The organism is Pseudomonas sp. S150 (genome assembly GCF_004526365.1).
Classification (GTDB): Bacteria; Pseudomonadota; Gammaproteobacteria; order Pseudomonadales; family Pseudomonadaceae; genus Aquipseudomonas; species Aquipseudomonas putida_A.
Window position 1 is genome coordinate 2,533,232 of record NZ_CP038207.1, and the last position, 17,065, is coordinate 2,550,296.

General features: G+C 58.4%; 16 protein-coding genes, 1 tRNA gene and 1 pseudogene. 12 read left to right on the forward strand and 6 right to left on the reverse strand.

Translation table 11 applies throughout. The annotated features are described in order from the left end of the window. The first annotated feature begins 192 nt into the window (after positions 1-192). From E3Z29_RS11760 to E3Z29_RS11775, 4 genes are all read left to right on the forward strand, one after another. Entirely contained in the window at positions 193-540 is a 348-nt protein-coding gene (locus E3Z29_RS11760) for a ribonuclease E inhibitor RraB (protein WP_007960698.1), read from the forward strand. 474 nt (positions 541-1,014) lie between these two features. Beyond that, on the forward strand, positions 1,015-2,424 hold the full coding sequence (locus E3Z29_RS11765; protein WP_083366520.1) for a circularly permuted type 2 ATP-grasp protein: 1,410 nt from the start codon (positions 1,015-1,017) through the stop codon (positions 2,422-2,424). A 12-nt stretch (positions 2,425-2,436) separates the two neighbouring features. Then, entirely contained in the window at positions 2,437-3,387 is a 951-nt protein-coding gene (locus tag E3Z29_RS11770) for an alpha-E domain-containing protein (RefSeq protein ID WP_027613321.1), read from the forward strand. Beyond that, positions 3,384-4,187, forward strand: coding sequence for a transglutaminase family protein (locus E3Z29_RS11775; protein ID WP_098967930.1), 804 nt, complete (start codon positions 3,384-3,386; stop codon positions 4,185-4,187). Before E3Z29_RS11770 ends, E3Z29_RS11775 begins: the two co-directional genes overlap by 4 nt. 120 nt (positions 4,188-4,307) lie before the next feature. Here E3Z29_RS11775 and E3Z29_RS11780 read toward each other — a convergent pair whose 3' ends face one another. Then, positions 4,308-5,075, reverse strand: coding sequence for a cytochrome c (locus E3Z29_RS11780; protein ID WP_134787560.1), 768 nt, complete (start codon positions 5,073-5,075; stop codon positions 4,308-4,310). 638 nt (positions 5,076-5,713) lie between these two features. Here E3Z29_RS11780 and E3Z29_RS11785 point away from each other — a divergent pair. The 3 genes from E3Z29_RS11785 (at position 5,714) to E3Z29_RS11795 (ending at position 9,907) form a co-directional block, all read left to right on the forward strand. Continuing rightward, positions 5,714-6,919, forward strand: a complete 1,206-nt coding sequence (locus tag E3Z29_RS11785) for an acetyl-CoA C-acetyltransferase (RefSeq protein ID WP_098967931.1) — start codon at positions 5,714-5,716, stop codon at positions 6,917-6,919. Positions 6,920-6,944: 25 nt separating this feature from the next. Continuing rightward, the gene (locus E3Z29_RS11790; protein WP_134785831.1) at positions 6,945-9,089 is read left to right on the forward strand and encodes a 3-hydroxyacyl-CoA dehydrogenase NAD-binding domain-containing protein; all 2,145 of its coding nucleotides are present in this window, start codon (positions 6,945-6,947) and stop codon (positions 9,087-9,089) included. A 95-nt stretch (positions 9,090-9,184) separates the two neighbouring features. After that, complete coding sequence (locus tag E3Z29_RS11795) at positions 9,185-9,907, forward strand: amidotransferase (RefSeq protein WP_095139972.1); 723 nt, start codon at positions 9,185-9,187, stop codon at positions 9,905-9,907. A gap of 98 nt (positions 9,908-10,005) precedes the next feature. On the opposite strand, the gene E3Z29_RS11800 is transcribed toward E3Z29_RS11795, so the two are convergent. From E3Z29_RS11800 to E3Z29_RS11810, 3 genes are all read right to left on the reverse strand, one after another. Further along, a complete protein-coding gene (locus E3Z29_RS11800) occupies positions 10,006-10,977 on the reverse strand; it encodes a magnesium and cobalt transport protein CorA (RefSeq protein WP_134785832.1) in 972 nt (323 codons plus the stop codon). A gap of 132 nt (positions 10,978-11,109) precedes the next feature. Then, entirely contained in the window at positions 11,110-11,832 is a 723-nt protein-coding gene (locus E3Z29_RS11805; protein ID WP_098967935.1) for a 1-acylglycerol-3-phosphate O-acyltransferase, read from the reverse strand. Between the two features lie 216 nt (positions 11,833-12,048). After that, positions 12,049-12,738 (reverse strand): crotonase/enoyl-CoA hydratase family protein, encoded by a 690-nt coding sequence (locus tag E3Z29_RS11810; protein ID WP_134785833.1) that lies wholly within the window; start codon positions 12,736-12,738, stop codon positions 12,049-12,051. A 295-nt stretch (positions 12,739-13,033) separates the two neighbouring features. Here E3Z29_RS11810 and E3Z29_RS11815 point away from each other — a divergent pair. Both E3Z29_RS11815 and E3Z29_RS11820 read left to right on the forward strand, forming a co-directional pair. After that, positions 13,034-13,123 (forward strand) — tRNA-Ser (locus E3Z29_RS11815). Positions 13,124-13,401: 278 nt separating this feature from the next. Next, complete coding sequence (locus tag E3Z29_RS11820) at positions 13,402-13,677, forward strand: SinR family protein (RefSeq protein ID WP_098967936.1); 276 nt, start codon at positions 13,402-13,404, stop codon at positions 13,675-13,677. 49 nt (positions 13,678-13,726) lie between these two features. On the opposite strand, the pseudogene E3Z29_RS11825 reads toward E3Z29_RS11820, so the two are convergent. Beyond that, a pseudogene (locus E3Z29_RS11825) lies at positions 13,727-14,715 on the reverse strand (tyrosine-type recombinase/integrase); the annotation flags it as partial. A 414-nt stretch (positions 14,716-15,129) separates the two neighbouring features. Between E3Z29_RS11825 and E3Z29_RS11830 the strand changes: the two are divergent. Both E3Z29_RS11830 and E3Z29_RS11835 read left to right on the forward strand, forming a co-directional pair. Beyond that, positions 15,130-15,378, forward strand: coding sequence for a hypothetical protein (locus E3Z29_RS11830; RefSeq protein WP_134785834.1), 249 nt, complete (start codon positions 15,130-15,132; stop codon positions 15,376-15,378). Positions 15,379-15,842: 464 nt separating this feature from the next. Next, positions 15,843-16,163 carry a YbjQ family protein gene (locus E3Z29_RS11835; protein WP_134785835.1) on the forward strand — a complete coding sequence of 107 codons (321 nt, stop codon included), beginning with the start codon at positions 15,843-15,845 and terminating at the stop codon, positions 16,161-16,163. Between the two features lie 66 nt (positions 16,164-16,229). Here the strand turns inward: E3Z29_RS11835 and E3Z29_RS11840 are convergent, their stop codons facing one another. Continuing rightward, on the reverse strand, positions 16,230-16,508 hold the full coding sequence (locus E3Z29_RS11840) for a hypothetical protein (RefSeq protein ID WP_027613310.1): 279 nt from the start codon (positions 16,506-16,508) through the stop codon (positions 16,230-16,232). Positions 16,509-16,747: 239 nt separating this feature from the next. Here E3Z29_RS11840 and E3Z29_RS11845 point away from each other — a divergent pair, with 239 nt between their 5' ends. After that, positions 16,748-16,936: a hypothetical protein gene (locus E3Z29_RS11845; RefSeq protein WP_007960727.1), complete on the forward strand. Its 189-nt coding sequence runs from the start codon at positions 16,748-16,750 to the stop codon at positions 16,934-16,936. Positions 16,937-17,065 lie beyond the last annotated feature (129 nt).

The following is a 17,065-nucleotide window of genomic DNA, read 5'->3' on the forward strand; positions in this document are numbered from 1 at the left end:
GCACCAGGCCTTGGCAGCAGCTCTATCTTGGGGCTACTCTGCAAGCGAGATCAGCGAAACAATCGCTAAGGTCTGGTCTTGTCAGCTACATGCTTGTTTCCCGCGTGCAACCACGTTGCCGAAGTACTTTGGCCTGTAAGGCCCGGGGCGGGAATACGGAAAGTCTATCCATCTATCCGAGGGGGACGATTCATGAGCACAGCCTATCAAGAAGACATCAGCAGCAATGTTCTGCGCCGCATGAAAGAAGGCGGTTTCGACTTTTCCCGGTTCCATCCCATCGAGTTCTACGCCATTTTCCCGGACGAGGAGCGGGCGCGCAGGGCGGCAGGCAAATTTCGTGGTGAATCCATCAATGCCCAGGTCAGTGCGCGCGACGATGGCGCCTGGTCGCTGGAACTGAGCAAAGTGATGTACGCAACCTATGACGACATTGGCGATTTCGAGCAAGGTTTCTCTGCCGTGGTCGAGCCGCTGGGCGGCATCATCGAGGGCTGGGGCGTCAAGCAGGAGGTGCGTAACCGCCATCGTCTGAACTGATCTCTGGTTTCAGGTATTGAGCAACGGCTGACCTTCGGGTTGGCCGTTGTCGTTTCTGGCCGCCGAATAGCCCGTGGCAAAACCCTGAAACAAGAATCCCGGGCAAAAAAAAGCCACCGGAGAGGGTGGCTAAAGGGAAGACCGATAAGGAGAGGAAACCGGTCAGGGTTACGGCCTGCGGGGACTGCGCGGGCAGTCCGGATCAGTGGAGCTGAAGTCTTCACCGGGGAAGTTTTCAGCGGATGCGCCGATTATCCGCAGCTCGGTGCGAGCGGTGAAATCAACTCTGACTATGCTGGTGATAGGCGATGCAATGCGTCGCAATGAGGCGGGGGCAATCGGCTTGGGGCATTTGCCGCACAGGAATGGTGCGGTGCTTGCGGCGTGATTATCCAACCGATTGAAATCAAAGCGTTTATGCCGATGGCACGGGCCTTGCGAAGGCCTGTAGGTCCGGGTGACAAGGAGTACGGCATGATCCGCACCTATTTTGATGAAATGTACGATGCCGGCGGCCAGGTCCGCCCGCATTACCGGGAGTTCGCCCGCTGGCTGGCCGACACGCCTGACGAGTTGCTGGCACAACGGCGACGCGAGGCCGATCTGCTGTTCCACCGGGCCGGGATCACGTTCACGCTCTATGGCGACGAGCAGGGCACCGAGCGCCTGATTCCGTTCGACACCATCCCGCGCAGCATTCCCGCCAGCGAGTGGCGGATCGTCGAGCGCGGCTGCATCCAGCGGGTCAAGGCGTTGAACATGTTCCTCGCCGACCTTTATCACGAGCAGCGCATCATCAAGGCCGGGATTATCCCTGCCGAACAGGTGCTGGCCAACGAGCAGTACCAGTTGGCGATGCAGGGCCTGGATCTGCACCGCGACATCTATTCGCACATCTCCGGCGTCGACCTTGTGCGCGACGGCGATGGCACTTACTACGTGCTCGAAGACAACCTGCGTACTCCGAGCGGCGTCAGCTACATGCTCGAAGACCGCAAAATGATGATGCGTCTGTTCCCGGAGCTGTTCGCCGCCCAGCGCATCGCGCCCATCGACCACTACCCGAATCTGTTGCTCGACACCCTGAAAAGCTCCAGCCCGATCGACGACCCGAGCGTGGTGGTACTGACGCCGGGGCGCTTCAACAGTGCGTTCTTCGAACACGCTTTCCTGGCGCGGGAAATGGGCGTTGAACTGGTGGAGGGCGCCGACCTGTTTGTGCGTGACGACAAGGTCTTCATGCGCACCACCGACGGGCCGAAAGCGGTGGACGTGATTTATCGCCGTCTCGATGACGCGTTCCTCGATCCGCTGGCGTTCAACCCCGATTCGATGCTCGGTGTACCGGGACTGTTGTCGTCGTATCGCTCGGGCAACGTGGTGCTGGCCAATGCCATCGGTACCGGGGTGGCGGATGACAAATCGGTGTACCCGTTTGTCACCGAGATGATCCGTTTCTACCTCGATGAAGAACCGATCCTGAAGAACGTGCCGACCTGGCAGTGCCGCAACCCCTCGGAACTTTCCCACGTACTGGCCAATCTTCCGGATCTGGTGGTCAAGGAAACCCAGGGCTCCGGCGGTTACGGAATGCTGGTGGGGCCGGCGTCAACCACGGCGCAGATCGATGCGTTCCGTGAGCGGATCAAGGCCAAGCCCCACGCGTACATTGCGCAGCCGACATTGTCGCTGTCGACCTGTCCGACCTTTGTCGAAAACGGCATTGCGCCGCGTCATATCGACCTGCGTCCGTTTGTATTGTCTGGCCGCGAAACCCGGGTCGTGCCCGGCGGTTTGACCCGTGTCGCCCTGCGTGAAGGCTCCCTGGTGGTGAATTCCTCCCAGGGCGGCGGCACCAAGGACACCTGGGTGGTCGAGGATTGAAGGAAGCTTGCCATGTTAAGTAGAACTGCCTCGGATCTGTACTGGATGTCGCGTTACCTGGAGCGGGCGGAAAACCTCGCGCGGATGCTCGATATCAGCTATTCGCTGTCGCTGATGCCGCAGGACGGTCGCGGCGACGGTTTGCACGAACTGGCGATGCCGCTGTTGATCACCGGCACCCTCGACGATTATCTGGAGCGTCACGGCGAACTGCATGCCGAACGCCTGCTGCATTTCTTCGCCCTGGACGCGGCCAACCCGGCGAGCATCTACAGTTGCCTCGGCGCGGCGCGGGCCAGTGCGCATGCGGTGCGCGGGCGTATCACCGCGGACATGTGGGAGAACATCAACGCTACCTGGCTGGAGATTCGCGGCATTGCCGAGCAGGGCCTCAGTCGTTACGGCATGAGCCGTTTCTGCGAGTGGATCAAGGAGCGCTCGCACCTGTTCCGTGGCGCGTCCTACGGCACGATCATGCGCAACGATGCGTTCCGTTTCATTCGTCTGGGGACGTTCATCGAGCGTGCGGATAACACGCTGCGCCTGCTCGATGCGCGCTATGAAATGGCCGGCGATCAGGCCGAGGCCGTCAGTGACGGTACGGCGCACGCCTATTACCAGTGGAGTGCACTGTTGCGAGCGCTGTCATCGTTCGAGGCCTACACCGAGATCTACCGCGACGCCCCCGGCGCCCGGCATGTCGCCGAGCTGCTGCTGTTGCGCGCCGATGTGCCGCGCTCGTTGCGCGCCTGCACCGAGGAAATCGACCAGATCCTCGCCCAGTTGCCCGGCGCGAATGGCCGTCCGGCACAACGCCTTGCCGCCGAAATGGACGCGCGTCTGCGCTACACCGGCATCAACGAAATCCTCGCCGAAGGCCTGCACGCCTGGCTCACCGAATTCATCCCGCTGGTGCGCCAGCTGGGCAACGCGATTCACAGTTCATACCTGGAGGCTGCATGAGACTTTCCATTAGCCACGAGACCACCTATCACTATGAAGATCAGGTGCGGGCGAGCATCCAGTATCTGCGCCTGACCCCGCACGACAGCGAGCGTCAGCACGTGTTGAGCTGGCAGCTCGACCTGCCGCGTCCGGTGCGCGCCCAGCTCGATCCGTTCGGCAATATCCTGCACGTGCTGACCATGGATGAGCCGCACGAAGCGATCATCATCGGCGCCCGCGGCCAGGTCGATATCGACGAATTGCGTGAGGCCGAGCATGAGAGCCAGTCGGCGCTGCCGTTCCTGCGTTTCACCCGGCTGACCGAGGCCGACGAAGGGCTACGGGCGTTTGCCGACAAATCCTGTAAGCAGCGGCGCGATCGCACCGCGCTGATCGACCTGATGCACGGTTTGAACCAGCACATCAGCTATACGCCGGGTTCGACTGAAGTCGACACCAGCGCCGCCGAAGCCTTTGCCGGGCGCGCCGGGGTTTGTCAGGATCACACCCATGCGTTTCTCGCCTGTGCACGCAGCCTGGGGATTCCGTCGCGTTATGTGTCGGGTTATCTGTACAGCGAGGACGCCGAGCATCTGGCCAGTCACGCCTGGGCCGAAGCGTGGCTGGATGACGCCTGGTACAGCTTTGATGTGACCAACCAGTTGGCCCGACCGGAGCGGCATCTGAAACTGGCGGTGGGCCTGGATTATCTGGATGCCTGCCCGGTGCGCGGCATGCGCCGGGGCGGTGGTTGTGAGCAGATGCATGCGAAGGTGTTCGTGTCGCCGACGCCGGTTATTTCCGTGCAACAACAGTAGATCCGGGATACCGCTATCGCTGGCAAGCCAGCTCCCACAGGATTACCGCGAATTCAGAGTCAGCGCTAACCTGTGGGAGCTGGCTTGCCAGCGAAGAGGCCGGTGATATCACCGCAACGCTTATGGTTTAACCTTGCGCCCAGCCATGTGTTGCAAATAGCCGATCAACAACTGCAAATCCCTCTCCGGCAACACCTCTGCCGAAAACCCCGGCATCTTCGCCTGAGGCCACTGGCGCAAGCTCTGTGGATCGCGAATGTAGCGCTTGAGGAAATCGGCGCCGAAATACTCGGTCGGGTTGTACGGAATATTCAAGTCCGGCCCGAACTGCGCATCCCCCGCACCGTTCAACCGGTGGCAGGCCAGGCAGTTCTTCTGAAACAGCGCAAAACCCTGATTCACCGGGTCATCCGCTTTCAGCTTGGGATCCGGCAACAGCGCCGGGAAGCGCTCGGCCACCGGCGCCATGCGCTTGATGCTCGCCACTTGGAACGGCCATTGCTCAGGGCTGATGTTGCCGGCCTGCGGGTCAGTCCATACCAGATAGAACGGCCCGGCGCTGTGTTTACCCTCGGACAGCGGCGGCCACGGCTGCGTCGGGTCCTCGATCGCCAGCCAGGCCTGCGCGCCTTTGCTGTTGAGCAGCGGTGCAGCACTCAATTCTGCGGCAAAACCGTCCAGCGCCACGGCTTGCAAGTGATCGTCGGGCTTGATGCCGGTGAGCAGCGCCGCCACGGGCACGGCTCGATAAGTCATGTCCTTCTTGTAGGACACATCGTTCTTGATGGTCAGAGTTTGTGCTTGCGGATGCTTGAGCATCTCTTCGGTCTGCCAGGTGCGACTGTTCGCGCCCAGCTCCAGCGTGAGCTGCGCCGCAGACAAGGGCATGCTCAGCAGCAAGGCCCAGAACACAATGAGCGTTTTCAAATGATCGCCGTCCCTGTCGTGGAAGTGCGCAAAGGTTCGCACAGCCACGCTGGCCCGGGTAGCGGGCCAGTCACATTTTGTCTGGCGATAGCGGACGCCTGCCGCTTGAGTCAGCCAATCACCTTGGTCAGATTGGGCAAAATCAACAGCAGCGTGGTGGCGAAAAGAATGAGTCCTGCTTGACGAACTTTCGGTTGTTTGAACATGGCTTGACCGCCTTTATTGTTATTTCCTGATGTCTGCCTGCATATCCATGACGGCAAACGCTGCACTTCCTGTTGAAGAACGTCGGCCCCGGCAAAACCCGACGACCCTGACGTACATTTACTACCTTAGAGCCCGCGTCACGCTTGGCTTAGATCCATTTCATATGTATTTGCTGCCGTTGGCGATAAAAACGGCATGAGGCTTATTGCCAGCTTCTTCGCCGCCCGCTGGCTAGACAACTCGCTGACCTGAACCGGTTCACCTGAGGGTGGATGACCGTCCGTCTGAGCGTGCACGTCAACGTCATTGAGCGCTGTGGTCATTGAATCCATGGGCGCTCGGGACAACAGTGACACTACGAAATTCACTCACCGCACAGGTTCGAGGACGTCATGACCCAAGCTTTGATTTTCGATGCGTTACGCACGCCCCGCGGCAAAGGCAAGGCCGATGGCGCGCTGCACAGCGTCAAACCGGTGAATCTGGTCGCCGGGTTGTTGACCGCACTGCAAAGCCGTACCGCGCTGGACACCAGTCAGGTCGATGATGTGGTGCTCGGCTGCGTCACGCCGATCGGCGATCAAGGCTCGGACATCGCCAAAACCGCAGTGCAGGTAGCCGACTGGGATGTCAGCGTCGCGGGTGTGCAGATCAACCGCTTCTGCGCCTCGGGCCTGGAGGCAGTGAACCTCGGCGCGATGAAGGTGCGTTCGGGCTTCGAGGATCTGGTGGTGGTCGGTGGCGTCGAGTCGATGTCGCGGGTGCCGATGGGCAGCGACGGCGGCGCCTGGGCACTGGATCCGCAAACCAATCTGCACAGCCACTTCACCCCGCAGGGCGTTGGTGCGGACCTGATCGCCACCCTTGAGGGCTTCGGCCGTGAGGATGTCGATGCCTACGCGTTGCACTCGCAGCAAAAAGCTGCACGGGCGCGGGCCGACGGCTCGTTCAACAAGTCGCTGGTGCCGGTGCAGGATCAGAACGGCATCATCCTGCTCGATCACGACGAATTCATTCGCGCCGAGTCGACGATGGAAGGCCTCGGCAAACTCAAGCCAAGTTTCGAAATGATCGGCCAGATGGGGTTTGATGCCACCGCGCTGCGGGTTTACAGCCACGTCGAGCGGATCAACCACGTGCACACGCCGGGCAACAGCTCCGGGATCGTTGACGGTGCGGCGCTGATGTTGATCGGCTCCGAAGCCAAGGGTCGTGCACTGGGCCTGCAACCGCGGGCCCGGATCGTCGCCACAGCGGTCACCAGCACTGACCCGACCATCATGCTCACCGGCCCGGCACCGGCCACCCGCAAGGCCTTGGCCAAGGCGGGTTTGCGCGTGGAAGACATCGACCTGTTCGAGGTCAATGAGGCATTTGCCTCGGTGGTGCTCAAGTTCATCAAGGACATGGCGGTGGACCCGGACAAGGTCAACGTCAACGGCGGCTCGATCGCCATGGGCCACCCGCTGGGCGCGACCGGTTGCGCGATCCTCGGCACCTTGCTCGATGAACTGGAAACCCGGCGCCTGCGCTACGGCCTGGCGACGCTGTGCGTCGGCGGCGGCATGGGCATTGCCACCATCATCGAACGCCTCTGAGCCCCGAATTCAAGGAAACCTTGTTATGAGCGAAGCCATTCGTTACGAAAAAGGCCAGGACGCCATCGTCGTGTTGACCATCGACATGCCGGGCCAGAGCGCCAACACCATGAACGCCGTGTACCGCCAGGCCATGGGCGCCTGCGTTGCGCGGCTAGTGGCGGAAAAAGACAGCATCGCCGGGGTGATCATCACCTCGGCGAAGAAAACCTTCTTTGCCGGCGGCGACCTCAATGAGCTGATCAAGGTCGGCAAACCCGAGGCCAAAGCGTTCTATGACATGGTGCTGAGCCTCAAGGGGCAGTTGCGCACCCTGGAAACCCTCGGCAAACCGGTGGTCGCGGCGATCAACGGCGCCGCGCTCGGCGGTGGCTGGGAAATCTGTCTGGCCTGCCATCACCGGGTGGCGCTGGACGATTCGATGGTGCAACTCGGTCTGCCGGAAGTGACGCTGGGCCTGCTGCCGGGCGGCGGCGGGGTGGTGCGCATGGTGCGTATGCTCGGCATCGAAAAAGCCTTGCCGTACTTGCTCGAAGGCAAAAAGGTGCGCCCGCAACAGGCATTGCAGGCCGGTCTGATCGATGAACTGGCGGCGGATCGTGACGAGTTGCTGGCCAAGGCGCGCGCCTGGATTGTCGCCAACCCGGGCGCGGTGCAGCGTTGGGACGTGAAGGGTTATCAGATCCCCGGCGGCACACCGTCGAATCCGAAAGTCGCGCAGATGCTGGCGATAGCGCCGTCGATCCTGCGCAGCAAGACTCAGGGCACGCTGCCGGCGCCAGAGAAGATTCTGTGTGCGGCGGTGGAAGGCGCGCAGGTTGATTTCGACACCGCGCACCTGATCGAAACCCGCTATTTCACCGAACTGACCACCGGGCAGATCTCGAAAAACCTGATCGGCACCTTCTGGTTCCAGCTCAACGAGATCAACGCCGGCAGTTCGCGGCCGCAGGGTTTTGCGCCATATGTCACGCGCAAGGTCGGTGTGCTCGGTGCGGGCATGATGGGCGCCGGGATCGCCTTCGTCAGTGCCTCGGCTGGTATCGATGTGGTGCTCAAGGACATCAACCTGGCGGCGGCCGAGAAGGGCAAGGCCCATTCGGCGGCGCTGCTGGACAAGAAAGTCGCCCGTGGCCAGATGACGGCCGAAAAGCGCGAAGCGTTGCTGGCGCGGATTCACATCACTGAAAATGATGCGGATCTGGCGGGTTGTGATCTGATCATCGAGGCGGTGTTCGAGGATCGCGAACTCAAGGCCAAGGTCTCGTCGGCAGCGCAAAAGATTGTCGGTGCTGACGCGGTGATGGCCTCCAACACTTCGACCTTGCCGATCACCGGGCTGGCGACCGCAGTACCCGATCAGAGTAAGTTCATCGGTCTGCACTTCTTCAGCCCGGTGGACAAAATGCCGCTGGTGGAAATCATCAAAGGTGCGCAGACCAGTGCTGAAACCCTGGCGCGCGGTTTCGACTTCGTCCTGCAAATCAAGAAAACCCCGATCGTGGTCAATGACAGTCGCGGCTTCTTTACCTCGCGGGTGTTTGGCACCTTCACCAATGAAGGCATCGCCATGCTCGGCGAGGGCGTGAGCGCGCCGATGATCGAGACCGAAGCGCGCAAGGGCGGGATGCCGGTCGGGCCGCTGGCGATCTCCGACGAAGTTTCCCTCAGCCTGATGAGCCATATCCGTCAGCAAACGACCAAGGACCTGCAAGCGGAAGGGAAACCGCTGATAGAACACCCGGCCTTCGCCGTGATTGACTTGCTGCTCAACGAATACAAGCGCCCGGGCAAAGCCGCTGGCGGTGGTTTCTACGATTACCCGGCGGGTGGTCAGAAACATCTGTGGCCGGAGTTGAAGACGCGCTTCGAGAAGGCCGACGGGCAGATTTCGCCGAAGGATGTGCGTGATCGTCTGCTGTTCGTGCAAGCCCTGGAAACCGTGCGCTGCGTGGAGGAGGGCGTGCTCACCTCGACAGTGGATGCCAACGTCGGCTCGATCTTCGGCATCGGATTTGCGCCTTGGACCGGCGGCGCCTTGCAGTTCATTAATCAGTACGGGGTACAGGACTTCGTCGCACGCGCGCAGTATCTGGCCGAGCAGTACGGCGAGCGCTTTGCGCCACCGGCCCTGTTGCTGGAAAAAGCTGCGAGAGGCGAGCTGTTTTAAGTGATCGGGTGAACGCTGCGGGGCTTGCCTTGCCGGGGTGTTTCAAGGCAGGCTCTGGGGTGTTCATTATTCCCATCACGTGTCAGGTATTTTTTATGTCGCTACGCATCTGCATTCTGGAAACCGACATCCTGCGTCCGGAACTGGTCGATCAATATCAGGGTTACGGGCAGATGTTTCAGCGCCTGTTCTCGCAGCAACCGATTGCCGCCGAGTTCACCGTGTACAACGTGATGCAGGGCGAATACCCCAGCGACGACCTGACCTTCGATGCGTACCTGATCACCGGCAGCAAGGCCGATTCGTTCGGCACCGACCCGTGGATCCAGACCCTCAAGCAATACCTGCTGACCCGCTACGAGCGTGGCGACAAGCTGCTCGGCGTGTGCTTCGGCCATCAATTGCTGGCGCTGCTGCTAGGTGGCAAGAGCGAGCGCGCCAGCCAAGGCTGGGGCGTCGGCACCCACAACTACAAACTGGCGGCCAAGGCGCCGTGGATGAGCCCGGTGCGAGAAGAGCTGACGCTGCTGATCAGCCACCAGGATCAGGTCACTGCGCTGCCGGAAAACGCCACGGTCATCGCTTCCAGCGATTTCTGCCCGTTTGCCGCGTACCACATCAACGATCAGGTGCTGTGCTTCCAGGGCCACCCGGAATTCATTCACGACTATTCGCGGGCGCTGCTGGATCTGCGCCAGGAAGCGCTGGGTTCGCAGATCTACTCGAAAGGCGTGGCCAGCCTGGAGCAGGAGCACCATGGCACCACCGTGGCGGAATGGATGATGCGGTTTGTGGCGCACAAGCCTGAGGCTGCTTGATAGCAGATCAAAAGATCGCAGCCTGCGGCAGTTCCTACATCGGGGTGGTTACACCCTGTAGGAGCTGCCGCAGGCTGCGATCTTTTGCTTTTGCTTCCCTACAACCACCCCGACCTCTTGAAACTCGCCCACAAACTCACACACCCCACCGTAATAAACCCCAACACAGCGAAATAGCCGTAGTGCCAGCTCAGCTCCGGCATGTTCTGGAAGTTCATCCCGTAAATCCCCGCCACCGCCGTCGGGAATGCCAGAATCGCCGCCCACGCGGCAAACTTGCGTTGCACCACACTCTGCCGCGACGCTTCCAGCAACACACCGACCTCGATGGTCTGGCTGGCGATGTCCGCCAGCGTAGTCAGGTCTTCCATCTGCCGCGTGACGTGAATCTGCACATCGCGGAAGTACGGGCGCATGTTCTTGTCGATGAACGGGAAGCTCAGCTTCTGCAGCTCCTCGCCAATCTCCACCATCGGCGCTGCATAGCGGCGCAGGCGCAACACGTCGCGGCGCAGACCGTGGAGTTTCTGAATGTCATGCTCGTTCAACGCACTGCACAGCACGTTGCGCTCCAGTTCATCGATCTCGGCATGAATCGCTTCGCCCACCGGTTGGTAGTTTTCGATGACGAAATCCAGCAGCGCATACAGGACGAAATCTTCGCCGTGCTCCAGCAACAGCGGCCGCGCCTCACAGCGTTGGCGGACATGCGCGTAGGACGCCGAGTGGCCGTTGCGGGCGGTGATGATGTAGCCCTTGCCGGCGAAGATGTGTGTTTCGATGAACTGCAAGATCCCATGTTCGCGGATTGGCGAGTAGGTGACGATAAACAAGGCGTCACCAAAGGTTTCCAGCTTCGGCCGGCTGTGTTTTTCCAGGGCGTCTTCAATGGCCAGTTCGTGCAGGTTGAACTGGCGCTGCAGATTGGCCAGCTCCTGAGCGTCCGGCTCTTCCAGGCCGATCCAGACAAAATGTCCGGTTTTTGCGGCCCAGGCGGCACCTTCGTCAAGCGTGATATTGGTGACTTTCTTACCGGCGCTGTAAACCGCAGCAGCAACAACTCGACCCATGGTAGTGGTTCACTTCTTCTTGGCAGATGGCAGGGAATACAAGGCTTCAGCTTAGCTGTGTCGCTGCTTGAGAGTCAGTGAAATCTGTACAGTTCACCCGGCAAAAGAAAACCCGCACAAGGCGGGTTTTTTTCACGCAGCTTGCAGCTGCTGATCCATCGCGGCGATGCATTCGCGCATCTGCTCGCGGCACTGGGACATGAGCATGGGCATGTCATCCATGGTCAGCCCGGCTGTAGGAATCGCCGGCAGCGAGCGTATGAGAATTTTCCCGCTGCGCCAGCGGTTCAGGCGCATGTGCTTGATGTAGCTGCTGACGCACACCGGCATGATCGGCACACCGGCGGCGATCGCCATCTGGAACGCGCCTTTCTTGAACGGCAGCAGTTCTTCACCGAGGTTGCGCGTGCCTTCCGGGAATACCCAGATCGACGTGTCTTCGTGCTGCAAGGTGTGGGTGGTGGTGAGCATCGACTTGCGCGCCTTGTGCGCGTTGCCACGATCAATCAACACGTTGCCCGCGAGCCAGAACAGTTGCCCGAACAGCGGCACCCATTTCAGGCTTTTCTTGCCGATGCACACGGTCCGCCGGGGCACCACGTTGCCGAACACGAACAGGTCGTAGTTGGACTGATGGTTGGCAACGATCACGCAGCTATCGGGCTTATTCATCAACGGACCGACGTCGGCCTTCACCCGCAAACGCAGGATGCACATGGCCGGAAGGGCGTAGAGGCGGGCGCACAGTCGGCTGTTGTCCGGATTGAACGGACGGCACAGCCCGAGGATCACCCCCAACACGCCGGCCAGAATAAAGTGCAGGCCCATCAATAACATACGAAACACAAACAGCATTTTCAGGCCCCACCGGGACAAAAGGTGGCGCAGTGTACGGATGTGCACTGTTTTCGGCAATTGCTGCTATAGAGTCCGGAGATAGGCGATGTTTAAGCGCATGTTTCCAAGTTGATCGTCAGACGCGTCCTAGAGCTGTCGGCGGATGATCAACCGATCGCGCAAGAAAAGCCCGACACGACGGTCGGGCTTTTCTTCGGCTCGGGAAGCGTGGGCTCAGCCCAGGTGCTCCTGATCCTGGATGATCGCGTTGTCGAGGGCTTCGAGCAGCGCCTTGCGCACTTTGAGCTTGGTGTTCTTGTGCGCGTTCATGTTGATCTTCTTCAACTGACGCGCCGCTGCCAGGGCTGCGGCTTGCAGCTCTTCGGCAGCCACCACCTTGTCGAGGAAACCGGCATCCACCGCGCTTTTCGGATCAAACATCTCGCCGTTGATCACCGAACGGTGGAACGCCGAGCGGCGCAGGCGATCACGCGCCAGCTCGATGCCGGCGTGGTGCATGGTCATGCCGATCTGCACTTCGTTCAGACCGATGCTGAACGGGCCGTCGACACCGATGCGGTAGTCGGCGGACAGCAGCAGGAATGCACCTTTGGCCACGGCGTGGCCTGGGCAGGCAACGATCACCGGAAACGGGTGGGACAGCAGGCGACGGGCGAGTGTCGAACCCGCAGTCACCAGCGCCACGGCTTCTTTAGGCCCGGCGGTCATCACCTTCAAGTCATAGCCGCCCGACAGAATCCCCGGCTGACCGGTAATGATCACGATGGCACGATCAGTCTTCGCCTGATCCAGCGCCGCGTTGAACGCCGCAATCACGTCCGGGGAAATGGCATTGACCTTGCCGTTGTTCAAGGTCAGGGTCGCGATACCGTCTTCGAGGTGGTAGGCAATCAACTCACTCATGACGCTATTCCTTGTAAGAAAGATGGGCAGACGTTACCCACCGCCGTAGGCCAGGTAAAGCACTGTGACTGACTCGCCGGTCACCGTTTCCGGCCGCGCCCGGCGTAGCACACCGTTCTGCTTCTATATAGAAGGGCGGCCGTCACCAGAGATTGGCCGGTTTGCCATCGCCCAAGGTGGGGCGAAACGCCTTTTTGTCTTAACCGCATGAAAATTCTGAAAAAAAGTTTGCCATCAGAAAAGCTTTCGACTACATTAGCGCGCCTCGACAGACAGAACATGTTTGAAGAGATACGGTGAAGTGTCCGAGTGGCTTAAGGAGCACGCCTGGAAAGTGTGTATACAGGAAACTGTATCGAGAGTTCGAATCTCTCCTTCACCGCCAAATTTGAAACGACTAAACCCCTGAAAACGTTAAGGTTTTCAGGGGTTTTGTGTTTTCAGGGGAGTAAAAAAGGCCTATATGGGAACATCCATGGGAATACGGGCTGCTTCCTACCTGCAGGATGACGCGCTAAGGGGCCTATTTTTGGTGATAGTGGTTGTGCTCGTTGTTCATTCGTATCCGGGAAACGGATACTCAGCATCCTCAGCCGTAATGGCAAAATAGCATCCATAAGCTAGCCTGCCTCCTTGGGCATTTCGCCTAACAGGAGCGATTACATGGGTGTGTTTTTTATTGGCTACGATTTGATCAAGCCCGGGAAAGATTATTCAAAGATCGTTCCCGCGATTCAGAAGACCTTCCCGAATTACTGGCATTGCTTAGATTCAACATGGCTGGTTAAGACCGATCATACCGCTAAACAAATTGCGGATTATTTGCTCCAGTTCATTGACGGCAATGACCGGCTCCTGGTGGCGCCTATGTCTAAGGGAGCTGCTTGGACTGTCAGCTTCAATAAAGGCTGCCAAGACTGGCTTAAGGCAAACATGTGATAAAAAACCTGAGTACCTGCTCTAAATTCGGAGAGGGTGCTCAGGCGTCTTATATTTTGAGCGCATTTTGGAGCATGGCTATAACGTCCGGCCCATCCTCGTTAATCCATATTCCATAGTGCTGCCGGATCATATTCGCGCTGGTGTGGCCCATCTGTTCCGCAATCCAGTCAACCGATGCCACGCCGGTAGTCAGCAACTGGCTGGCATAGGTATGGCGGCACTGGCCCGGCCCACGATATCGAACGCCGGCCGCATTTAAGTGCGCTTTGAAGAACCTGTCCCTCACGACAAAGTCGCTGACGTGCGGCAGGCCGCTCTTGGTGTTGAGGAATACGAAGTGCAGCTTGTGTTTGCGGACTGTCTTGTTGTCCCGCTCAACAACGTCGACGGTGTCCACCGTTTTGAGCTGGTTGATCACATCCAGTTTGCGAAGGGCGTCCCACGCCAACAAACGCACCTTGCGCGTAGAGCGCCGAGTCTTCGTCACGCGATTGGCCCCCGCACCTTTGACCTGCGGAAAGTCACCGTTCCTTGTTTCAGATCGACGTCCTCCCACGCCAGCGCGATGGTCTCCGACACCCGTGGGCCTGCCCAAATCATGAACTGAACCATCAGCAGTTCCTGGGTGCGGTTGGTGCGTGTTTCGAGAATCTGCTCTATCTCCGCCCTGGTGAATGGATCCGGTGCGTCTGGATCGGGCAGACGCACGAATAACCCTCAGTCGGATCGTGCGCGACCTTCTGCCGTGTGCGGTAGAGTCTGAACACCTGGCGCACATTGCAGATGATGTCGCGGATGGTCTTGTTCTTCAGGCGCTTCGACAGCGGCCCCTGAATCCAGTCTTGCAGGTCCAGGTGGTAAATCTGATCGATTTGAATGTCATCCCAACGCGGCCGCCCGTGGACCTTTGCCTTGTTTTTGTACCCGAAAGAAGTCGCGGCCACGCTGTTGTTTTAGATGGTCAGCCCAGCTCCTAGTTAGTGCCCCGAAACTGTTCACAGCGAGCTTGGTCGACTCGGGAAAATGCCGGCGGTGCTGCCGGACGAGTTCCAGTTGTTATTCCCAATCTGCTTAGCAATCAAGTCAATCGAAGCACCGCACTTGGGTATGCAATTGGCTGGTATAGGTATGCGGGCACTGACCATGCAACCAGGTTCGCGAAAGGATGAAGAGGATTTTTAGTCAGCCAGTCTTTTTCATTTACGTAAGGCAGATCTGGCACCAGACAGGACCATGATTCGCAGGAGAGCACCAGCTCGTTTGAACACACTAAATATGTTGTTTGAGTTATGAATTTCTAGAGCATGAATGAGGCGACGAACGGTTTGTTTTCTACAGAGCTGAATCGTAATACCTGTCAAGTTTTACAGTATACAAATTTCTCCGTGCAGCGCCTTATCTGTGGGGACGGCGTAATTAAGCTTTTATATCACTTGTAAGGAGATCAATATGTCAGAGAGAAATGTCAAGGGGGTTGTTAAATCATTTTCGGAGATTGGCATCGTTTGGGGAAGTCCAGCGCAAAAATTTGCCATTATCAGTCCGGATGATGGGAGTAAGGATGTTGCCATCGCTATAGGAGAAAATTTTGATTGGAATACCGGAAAGCAATACCTTTCCGTTGGAGACAAAGTTAGTTATCTCGTAATGGATGGTCCATCGGGAAGAGAGCTTACAGGGATGCTAAAGAAAATATAATCTGTGCAGTTGAGTTCACGATTGCTATAAAAACTGACTGCGTGAGGTTGCAAATAAACGAACTGTACGATGAATGAGTTGAGTGTTCGCTACCTCTAATCTCAAGTATTGCCCAAGTGCTGAGCCGCCTATGAGGCGGCTTTTTACTAGCTAAATTTTAATGTGTAATATTTTAAAATTCCTACTTAGAAAAGTGACATCTCGCCCTATGAGTTGCACATTGTAGGACTTGTGCTGACACCAGGATTGGTGTGAACGAGCTGACTGAGGGACGCGGAGGGCGATAGAACGAGTTGGGGACTGGCGTGCTACAAAGGGGCGAGTCGGGCTTTTGCACTTGCACGCTCCGCCTTCGTCCTGCCTTTAGAATAATTCGACGTACAGGTTACACAGGAAGGGTTCGGCCTGATTCGCCATAGCGCATTACAATCGTCGCTTTATCCGTAGAAAAAAGGACTGTTCCCATGATCATCTCCACCACCCACGCCATCGAAGGCCGACAGATCACCGCGTACCTGGACATTGTCAGCGCGGAGTCGGTGCAGGGCGTCAACGTGATCCGTGACATGTTTGCCGGCATGCGCGATTTTTTCGGTGGGCGCTCGCAGACGCTGGAGCGTGCGTTGAAAGAGGCGCGGGTTCAGGCGACGGACGAGATCAAGGAACGGGCGCGGGCGTTGCAGGCGGATGCGGTGGTCGGGCTGGATTTCGAGATCAGCATGCCGGCGGGCAAGGGTGGCATGGTTGCGGTGTTCGCGACGGGTACGGCGGTCAAGTTGCGTTGATGCAGTCGCGGTGTTCAAGCGAGCCCATTCAGATGATGAATGGGCTTTTTGCTTTTCTGCTTTCGATCAGCCCTGTGGCTTGAGGATGACAAGCCCGTGGGCGTCATAGGTCAGGGGCGTATCGATTGCGACCATCGGCGGGGTGCCGGTGGAGGGCGTCGGATCGGCCGGCTGACTCGGGTGGTAGATAACGCCAGGGGTCAGAACCGGTTTGTCCGGGTAGGTGATGGTGATGTCGCCTGAAGCGAGCTTTTCCTTGAATTTTTCACCGGCGGCTTTGCCGGCAGCGATTTGTTCGTCCGTGAGTTTTACGACAGGCATTTCCGGGAATCCGTTGATTTTCATATTCTCTCCTTGAGATTCATTTGTATGAAAAAGGGCAACGGCCTGTGGTCGGGAATCTTTAGCGTTGTGAGATCAACGGTTGGTTCGGATGTTGAGCAGGTGTAGGCCATTCGTCGGGCATCGGTCTAGCTGAACCACAAGTCCGGTAATGACCGGCTAGTCTCAAAAGCCTTGGAGGTCGATATTTTTTCAGGCAAAAGGGCTTTGCCGGTGTCGATCTATTGCAAAGGGGAGAGGCTATGACTGACCCGTATATCGAAGACGATGGAGCCGAATTTTCATTCAACAACTGTGTCCGTTGCGGCCAGACGGAGTACCAATCGGGCTTTGGCGAGGATCCGGTGCAGACCGGCAAGATCAAGTCCACGGCACCCAAGGGGCCGAAAGCCAAATTCCTTCCAAAGGTCTCGGCCCGCTCAAGAAAATAAAGTGAGACCGAACGACCCCGTCTATGAACGGGGTTTTTTATGCCTGCTGTTTATGAAAAGGAAATCTCCTACAAACTCTTGGACGGGGTTGGTGTTTTTCACAAACTTTTCACGTCCACGGACGTAGGG

What these genes read in the sequence shown, in the direction of transcription:
- E3Z29_RS11820 (WP_098967936.1), top strand. Translation starts at nt 13,402, where the DNA reads ATGGGTGTGTTTTTTATTGGCTACGATTTGATCAAGCCCGGGAAAGAT.
- E3Z29_RS11760 (WP_007960698.1), top strand. Translation starts at nt 193, where the DNA reads ATGAGCACAGCCTATCAAGAAGACATCAGCAGCAATGTTCTGCGCCGC.
- E3Z29_RS11775 (WP_098967930.1), top strand. Translation starts at nt 3,384, where the DNA reads ATGAGACTTTCCATTAGCCACGAGACCACCTATCACTATGAAGATCAG.
- E3Z29_RS11835 (WP_134785835.1), top strand. Translation starts at nt 15,843, where the DNA reads ATGATCATCTCCACCACCCACGCCATCGAAGGCCGACAGATCACCGCG.
- E3Z29_RS11805 (WP_098967935.1), bottom strand. Translation starts at nt 11,832, where the DNA reads ATGCTGTTTGTGTTTCGTATGTTATTGATGGGCCTGCACTTTATTCTG.
- E3Z29_RS11810 (WP_134785833.1), bottom strand. Translation starts at nt 12,738, where the DNA reads ATGAGTGAGTTGATTGCCTACCACCTCGAAGACGGTATCGCGACCCTG.
- E3Z29_RS11770 (WP_027613321.1), top strand. Translation starts at nt 2,437, where the DNA reads ATGTTAAGTAGAACTGCCTCGGATCTGTACTGGATGTCGCGTTACCTG.
- E3Z29_RS11845 (WP_007960727.1), top strand. Translation starts at nt 16,748, where the DNA reads ATGACTGACCCGTATATCGAAGACGATGGAGCCGAATTTTCATTCAAC.
- E3Z29_RS11790 (WP_134785831.1), top strand. Translation starts at nt 6,945, where the DNA reads ATGAGCGAAGCCATTCGTTACGAAAAAGGCCAGGACGCCATCGTCGTG.
- E3Z29_RS11830 (WP_134785834.1), top strand. Translation starts at nt 15,130, where the DNA reads ATGTCAGAGAGAAATGTCAAGGGGGTTGTTAAATCATTTTCGGAGATT.
- E3Z29_RS11780 (WP_134787560.1), bottom strand. Translation starts at nt 5,075, where the DNA reads ATGCCCTTGTCTGCGGCGCAGCTCACGCTGGAGCTGGGCGCGAACAGT.
- E3Z29_RS11795 (WP_095139972.1), top strand. Translation starts at nt 9,185, where the DNA reads ATGTCGCTACGCATCTGCATTCTGGAAACCGACATCCTGCGTCCGGAA.
- E3Z29_RS11840 (WP_027613310.1), bottom strand. Translation starts at nt 16,508, where the DNA reads ATGAAAATCAACGGATTCCCGGAAATGCCTGTCGTAAAACTCACGGAC.
- E3Z29_RS11765 (WP_083366520.1), top strand. Translation starts at nt 1,015, where the DNA reads ATGATCCGCACCTATTTTGATGAAATGTACGATGCCGGCGGCCAGGTC.
- E3Z29_RS11785 (WP_098967931.1), top strand. Translation starts at nt 5,714, where the DNA reads ATGACCCAAGCTTTGATTTTCGATGCGTTACGCACGCCCCGCGGCAAA.
- E3Z29_RS11800 (WP_134785832.1), bottom strand. Translation starts at nt 10,977, where the DNA reads ATGGGTCGAGTTGTTGCTGCTGCGGTTTACAGCGCCGGTAAGAAAGTC.